Here is a 5,695-nt window from a genome sequence, read left to right as displayed (position 1 = left end):
GATCCTCCCCCTCTGGGGGAGGTGGCCCGGAGGGCCGGAGGGGGGCCGTTTTCAGCTTCCGGGGCGACGGCCAGCTTAGCTGTCACTTCCCCCTCAGTCGCGGAGTTTATCCTCGGGCCGGCCTCCGGCCGGACCCGGAGGCGACAGCTCCCCCTTCAGGGGGAGCATCCAGGCCCCACCTGTTCCCCACAGGCACAGCTGCTGATCCCCGCCGCCCCCCCTTGAGCCGCCCCGCCCGCGCCCTCATCTGCGCCCTTCCTCCCCGTCGAAAGAGCACGCCCTTCATGTCCGCCCTGTTCACGCCCTTCCGCCTGAAGGACGCCGCCCTCCGCAACCGCATCGCCATCCCGCCGATGTGCCAGTACAGCGCCGAAGACGGCGTCACGACCGACTGGCACCTGCCGCACTATGCGGGCCTGGCGCGCGGCGGGGCGGGACTGGTGATCGTCGAGGCGACGGCGGTGTCGCCCGAGGGCCGCATCTCGCCCGGCTGCACCGGCATCTGGACCGATGAGCAGGCTGAAGGCCTGGCCAAGATCGCCGCGGCCATCAAGGCGGCGGGGTCCGTGCCCGGCATCCAGATCGCCCACGCCGGCCGCAAGGCCAGCGCCAACCGCCCGTGGGAGGGCGACGACCACATCGCCGACGGCGATCCGCGCGGCTGGGAGACGATCGCCCCGTCGGCCATCGCCTATGGCCAGGGCCTGCCCAAGGTTCCGCGCCAGATGACCCTGGCCGACATCGAGCGGGTCAAGGCCGACTTCGCCGCCGCCGCCCGCCGCGCCCGCGAGGCCGGCTTCGAGTGGCTGGAGCTGCACTTCGCCCACGGCTACCTGGCCCAGAGCTTCTTCTCGCGCCATTCCAACCACCGCACCGACCAGTATGGCGGCGACGCCCTGGCCCGCGGCCGGTTCATGGAAGAGACCCTGGCGGCCGTCCGCGCCGAGTGGCCGGAAAACCTGCCGCTGACCGCCCGCTTCGGCGTGCTGGAATATGACGGCCACGACGAGGAGACCCTGGTCGACTCCATCGACCTGACCCGCCGGATGAAGGCCGGGGGCCTCGACTTGCTCAACGTCAGCGTCGGCTTCACCATCCCGGGCGCCAATATCCCGTGGGGCACGCCGTTCCTGGGGCCGATCGCCCGCCGGGTGCGCGAGGAGGCCGGCCTGCCGGTGGCCTCGTCCTGGGGCCTGGACGCCCCGCGCCTGGCCGAGCGCCTGGTGGCCGAGGAGCAGATGGACCTGGTGATGATCGGCCGCGCCCACCTGGCCAATCCGCACTATGCCTACGAGCTGGCCCAGGAACTGGGCGTCGATCGCCCCACCTGGGAGACCCTGCCGGCGCCCTATGCGCACTGGCTGGACAAGTATCGTCCGGCGGCGGAGCTGGCGGCGGCGGCGGAATAGTCACCTTCTCCCTGAGGGAGAAGGAGGGGCCCACGCCGTAGGCGTGGGAGGATGAGGGGTTTCAGCGGTGAGGGCGTACCCCCTCACCCTCCCATTGCTGCGCAATGGGCCCCTCCCTCTCCCCATGGGAGAGGTGAGTTAGAGCGGCACCGCGAAGGTCTGCTTCATGGTCTGGGCCGGGATGTCGGTCTTGACGTTGAGCACGCCGCGGATGCGGGTCAGGTGGTCGGCCTGGAAGCGGCGATAGGCGGCGATGTCGGCGGCGACGACGCGCAGCAGCAGGTCGCAGTCGCCGAGCATGACGTAGCACTCGACCACCTCGGGCATCTTGTCGATCTCGGCGACGAAGTGCTCGACGGCGTCCTCGTTCTGCGAGTTCAGCCAGATGCGGGTGAAGAAGGTCTGGCCCCGGCCGACCTTGGCCGCGTCGATCACCGCCACGTAGCGCTCGATGATCCCCGACTCCTCCAGGATCCGCACCCGCCGCAGGCAGGGCGAGGGCGACAGGCCCACGCGCTTGGCCAGCTCGGCGTTCTGGATGCGGCCGTCCTTCTGCAGTTCGCGCAGGATGCGGCGGTCGATGTCGTCGAGCTTCATGGAATCTGCTGCCAGGATCTGGCGATCAACATCGCCTGGATGCCAATCATTGATCATATGGGAGCATGATCGCAACCCGATTGCGCGGGGTTTGCGCTAGGCTGCCAATCCTTCCCGCAACCGCTCCTTCCCCCGGTCGCCCATGACAATCGAAACCTGCGCTCCCGCCGCCATGCCTGGCGACGGGCCCTCCGAACTGCGTTCTGAATCCAGGGTCGAGTTCTGGCGAGGCCTTGTCGCCTCGCTGCCGGTGACGGCCGGCTTCACGCCGTTCGCCCTGGTGCTGGGCGCCCAGGCCGCCCAGAAGGGGCTGAGCGTCGCCGAGACGCCGCTGATGACGGGCCTGAACTTCGCCGGCGGCTCGGAATTCGCGGCCATCGGCCTGTGGACCTCGCCGCCGCACCTGCTGCTGATCACGGCCGTGACGCTGATGATCAACAGCCGCCACCTCTTGATGGGCGCGGCCCTGACGCCGTTCCTGAAGGGTCTGCCCAAGCGGCGGGTGCTGCCGGCCCTGTTCCTGATGTGCGACGAGAGCTGGGCCATGGCCCTGGCGGACGCCAAGGCGCGCGGGACCTTCAGCCTGGCGCACTACCTGGGCGTGGCCCTGCCGATGTGGCTGGCCTGGATCGCCTTCACCGCCCTGGGCGCGATGGTGGGGCCGGTGCTGGGAAACGTCGAGACCCTGGGCTTCGACATGGCCTTTCCGGCGATCTTCCTCGTGCTGCTGCGCGGCATGTGGAAGAGCTTTTCGGCCGCCCGGCCCTGGCTGGTCAGCCTGACGGTCGCCGCCTGCGGCCACCTGCTGGCGCCGGGGGCCTGGACGGTGGCGGCCGGCGCCCTGGCCGGACTGCTGAGCGCCTGGCTGTGGGCCGGCGGCGAGCAGCCGGAAGAAGAAGGCGCGGCGGCATGATCTCCCTGCCCGTCCTTGCGACCATCCTGGCCATGGCCGCCGTCACCTACCTGACCCGCATCGGCGGCTATCTGGTGCTGCGCAACCGCACGCTTGGGCCGCGCGCCACGGCGGTGATGGAGGCCGCGCCCGGCTGCGTGCTGATCGCGGTGATCGCCCCGCACTTCGTCTCGCCCCGCCCGGCCGACCTGCTGGCCCTGGCGATCACCTTCGTCGCGGCCCTGCGCCTGCCGATGCTGGCCGTGGTGCCGATCGGCATCGTCGCGGCCGGCGGGCTGCGGTGGCTGCTGGGGTAGCCCCCCAAGCCCGTCATCCCGGCCCCCCGGGTCGCGCGAGGCGCGCCCGAGGGTAAACTCAGCGAAGCGAAGAGCCGGGACCCAGGGGCCGGCGGCAATGCGCCGGCCAACAACCCTGACGGCCAGACAAGGCGCCGAGCCCAGTCCCCTGAGTCCCGGATAAGCCCTGCGGGCTTTCCGGGATGACGGTGGAAGGGCGCTGAGAAAAACGCCCCTCAGGCGTCCGGCCGCCAGGCGGCCTCGAACGCGGCCGCCTCGATCTGGATCAGCGACATCCGCTCGTCGCCCTCGACGGCCTCGTAGCCGGCCCGCAGGTTTTCCGTGCTGTCGTAGAAGTCGCCGTCGGTCAGGTTGTCGGCCTCGGGGCCGAAATAATTCTCGACGCTGTCGCGCTCGCGGCGGCCGTCGCGGAAGACGTCGACCATGCGCAGCACGCGGCCGTCCTCGTCGACCTCGTAGAACAGGGTGACGGGCTCGTCGGCGTGGTCGTGCGTCCAGTCGCAGCGGTAGTGGGAAAGGCTCATGGCCGCTCCTTTCCCCCGTCGGGGCGAGCGGGGCAAGGCCCGCCCTTGCCATGCCTCCTCCGCACGGCCATCTCTTCCATCATGACCACGCCCGCCGAAGACCTGCTCGACCGCGCGGCCGCCGCGGCCCTGTCACTGGCCGCCGACCGTCCCTGGCCGCAGATCGCCCTGCGCGATATCGCCGTCGCGGCCGGCACGCCGTTCGCCGAGCTCTATGCGCGGGCCGACAGCAAGGCCAAGGTGCTCAGCCACCTGTCGCGCCGCTTCGACCAGGCGGCGCTGAACGCCGACGCCGGCGAGGGCGCGGCCGCCCACGACCGCCTGTTCGACGCCGCCATGGCCCGCATCGAGGCCATGGAGCCCCACCGCCACGCCCTGATCGCCATCGCCAAGGCCGAAGGCCTGCCCCGCTCGGCCGCCCGCTTCCCCAAGACCGCCCGGGCGATCCTCGAAGCCGCGAGCATCGACGCCACGCCGGTGCGCCTGGCCGCCATGACCGCCGTCTGGGCCCGCGCCCTCCAGGTCTGGCGCGACGACGAAGGCGCCCTCAACCGCACCATGGCCGAACTCGACAAGCGCCTGAAGCAGATGGCCGAGCAACTGGGCAAGGTCGGCGCGGGGTTCTGAGGAGCGACCGTTTTGATTGATCATTGATCAATCACTCCCGCTGAAGCTAAGCTCGGAGAAAGCTTGGCAATAAGGGGGAAACCGCCAATGTTGATCGCCGCCGGCGACATCCAAACGCCGTATGAAGTGCTGGGCATGGTCCACACCGTCGTCACACGTACGCCCAAGACCAGCGGCTGTGGCGCTCCTGGCGGCCTTCCGGTGCAGGAAGCCTACGAAGCGGCGGCCAAGGCGCTATACGAAGCGGCCATCGCATCCGGCGGCGACGGCGTCATCCACGTCGCCTACGACTATCGGATGTCGACAACGAACCTAGGCTGCAACAACGTCCAGCCGGCTTTCGAAGTGTACGGCTGGGGCACGGCGATCAAGACCAAGGCATGAGCCTGCTGGCCCGTTGCTGTTGCGGCGCGGTAGGACTTGCCGCGCGCCTGCCGGTTCCCGAACGGCTCGACGGCCTCGCCGCGAGAGCCGCAATCGGCGCCATCAAACTTTACCAACGCTGGCTTTCGCCACGCACCGGCGTCACCTGCCTGTTCTCGCCGACCTGCTCTCACCGCGCCTTGGCTTGGCTGTCGGTGGAGGGCTTTAGCGGCGGCATGCGTCAGGCTGACGCCCAACTCCGTCGCTGCGGCGGAGCCTACAGCCTGACGACCACCGTCAGCGGCGAAACCTGGCTGGTCACCGCCGACTCCCGACGCTTCGGTCCAGAGGAACTGTCGCCACACATCTCCAACGGATTCAGGGCGGGAATGTCGTAGCGCAACATGCTACAACTCGATCGTCGTCAAAAGGCGAGCAGCAAGCTGGATCGACGATCCCCGCGAAGGACACGGACGATGAGCGACACCTTCCTCGATCTCGACTTCGTCTCGCCGCTGCCGCACCCCGGCGAGATCCTGCGCGAGGACTTCATGGCGCCGATGGGCCTGACGGCCGGCGCGCTGGCCAAGGCCATGGGGCTGAAGGACCGCACCAGGATCGAGCGCCTGACCCGCGAGACCCAGCCGGTGACCCCCGACACGGCCCTGCGGCTGGAGCGGGTGTTTTCCATGGACGCGCGGTTCTGGATGAACCTGCAGGCCCAGCACGACCTGTCGCGGACGGTGATTGAGCGCCGCGCCGACCTGGAAGCGATCCAGCCGCTGGTCGCGGCCTAGGTCGGATCGGCATTCAGCTGTTCGCGACCTTCAAATCCGCCTCTCCCCGCGAAGGCGGGGATCCAAGCTGGATTTCAGGATGGGGCTCGGCCGTGGATCAACCTCCACCTCGGCTTGGATCCCCGCCTTCGCGGGGATGCTCGGTGAAAAATGAGCTCAGGCCGGTGAA

Annotated in this window: 9 protein-coding genes; 7 read left to right on the top strand and 2 right to left on the bottom strand. The window is 69.6% G+C overall.

The annotated features are described in order from the left end of the window. The first annotated feature begins 284 nt into the window (after positions 1-284). Positions 285-1,409 carry an NADH:flavin oxidoreductase/NADH oxidase gene (locus DMC18_RS05800; RefSeq protein ID WP_110120595.1) on the top strand — a complete coding sequence of 375 codons (1,125 nt, stop codon included), beginning with the start codon at positions 285-287 and terminating at the stop codon, positions 1,407-1,409. A gap of 138 nt (positions 1,410-1,547) precedes the next feature. On the opposite strand, the gene DMC18_RS05795 is transcribed toward DMC18_RS05800, so the two are convergent. Beyond that, entirely contained in the window at positions 1,548-2,006 is a 459-nt protein-coding gene (locus DMC18_RS05795) for an Lrp/AsnC family transcriptional regulator (protein ID WP_110120596.1), read from the bottom strand. 142 nt (positions 2,007-2,148) lie between these two features. Here DMC18_RS05795 and DMC18_RS05790 point away from each other — a divergent pair, with 142 nt between their 5' ends. Together DMC18_RS05790 and DMC18_RS05785 are read left to right on the top strand one after the other, a co-directional pair. Further along, positions 2,149-2,919: an AzlC family ABC transporter permease gene (locus DMC18_RS05790; protein ID WP_199228523.1), complete on the top strand. Its 771-nt coding sequence runs from the start codon at positions 2,149-2,151 to the stop codon at positions 2,917-2,919. Beyond that, on the top strand, positions 2,916-3,215 hold the full coding sequence (locus tag DMC18_RS05785) for an AzlD family protein (protein ID WP_110120598.1): 300 nt from the start codon (positions 2,916-2,918) through the stop codon (positions 3,213-3,215). The genes DMC18_RS05790 and DMC18_RS05785 overlap by 4 nt, the downstream gene beginning before the upstream one ends. A 215-nt stretch (positions 3,216-3,430) precedes the next feature. Here DMC18_RS05785 and DMC18_RS05780 read toward each other — a convergent pair whose 3' ends face one another. Next, positions 3,431-3,739, bottom strand: a complete 309-nt coding sequence (locus tag DMC18_RS05780; protein ID WP_110120599.1) for a hypothetical protein — start codon at positions 3,737-3,739, stop codon at positions 3,431-3,433. 81 nt (positions 3,740-3,820) lie between these two features. Here DMC18_RS05780 and DMC18_RS05775 point away from each other — a divergent pair, with 81 nt between their 5' ends. The 4 genes from DMC18_RS05775 (at position 3,821) to DMC18_RS05760 (ending at position 5,526) form a co-directional block, all read left to right on the top strand. After that, positions 3,821-4,366 carry a TetR family transcriptional regulator gene (locus tag DMC18_RS05775; RefSeq protein WP_110120600.1) on the top strand — a complete coding sequence of 182 codons (546 nt, stop codon included), beginning with the start codon at positions 3,821-3,823 and terminating at the stop codon, positions 4,364-4,366. Between the two features lie 87 nt (positions 4,367-4,453). Then, the gene (locus DMC18_RS05770; RefSeq protein ID WP_110120601.1) at positions 4,454-4,750 is read left to right on the top strand and encodes a hypothetical protein; all 297 of its coding nucleotides are present in this window, start codon (positions 4,454-4,456) and stop codon (positions 4,748-4,750) included. After that, the gene (yidD, locus tag DMC18_RS05765) at positions 4,747-5,127 is read left to right on the top strand and encodes a membrane protein insertion efficiency factor YidD (protein ID WP_110120602.1); all 381 of its coding nucleotides are present in this window, start codon (positions 4,747-4,749) and stop codon (positions 5,125-5,127) included. The genes DMC18_RS05770 and yidD overlap by 4 nt, the downstream gene beginning before the upstream one ends. Positions 5,128-5,205: 78 nt before the next feature. Continuing rightward, the gene (locus DMC18_RS05760; RefSeq protein ID WP_110120603.1) at positions 5,206-5,526 is read left to right on the top strand and encodes a HigA family addiction module antitoxin; all 321 of its coding nucleotides are present in this window, start codon (positions 5,206-5,208) and stop codon (positions 5,524-5,526) included. Positions 5,527-5,695 lie beyond the last annotated feature (169 nt).

It is taken from the genome of Caulobacter sp. D5 (genome assembly GCF_003185805.1).
Classification (GTDB): domain Bacteria; phylum Pseudomonadota; class Alphaproteobacteria; order Caulobacterales; family Caulobacteraceae; genus Caulobacter.
The sequence above is the reverse complement of the archived record's forward strand: the minus strand, read 5'-3'. Positions and strand labels throughout refer to the sequence as shown.

Excerpts from the sequence above, each read along its gene's own strand:
- DMC18_RS05800 (WP_110120595.1), top strand. The coding sequence starts at position 285 with ATGTCCGCCCTGTTCACGCCCTTCCGCCTGAAGGACGCCGCCCTCCGC.
- DMC18_RS05795 (WP_110120596.1), bottom strand. The coding sequence starts at position 2,006 with ATGAAGCTCGACGACATCGACCGCCGCATCCTGCGCGAACTGCAGAAG.
- DMC18_RS05790 (WP_199228523.1), top strand. The coding sequence starts at position 2,149 with ATGACAATCGAAACCTGCGCTCCCGCCGCCATGCCTGGCGACGGGCCC.
- DMC18_RS05785 (WP_110120598.1), top strand. The coding sequence starts at position 2,916 with ATGATCTCCCTGCCCGTCCTTGCGACCATCCTGGCCATGGCCGCCGTC.
- DMC18_RS05780 (WP_110120599.1), bottom strand. The coding sequence starts at position 3,739 with ATGAGCCTTTCCCACTACCGCTGCGACTGGACGCACGACCACGCCGAC.
- DMC18_RS05775 (WP_110120600.1), top strand. The coding sequence starts at position 3,821 with ATGACCACGCCCGCCGAAGACCTGCTCGACCGCGCGGCCGCCGCGGCC.
- DMC18_RS05770 (WP_110120601.1), top strand. The coding sequence starts at position 4,454 with ATGTTGATCGCCGCCGGCGACATCCAAACGCCGTATGAAGTGCTGGGC.
- yidD (WP_110120602.1), top strand. The coding sequence starts at position 4,747 with ATGAGCCTGCTGGCCCGTTGCTGTTGCGGCGCGGTAGGACTTGCCGCG.
- DMC18_RS05760 (WP_110120603.1), top strand. The coding sequence starts at position 5,206 with ATGAGCGACACCTTCCTCGATCTCGACTTCGTCTCGCCGCTGCCGCAC.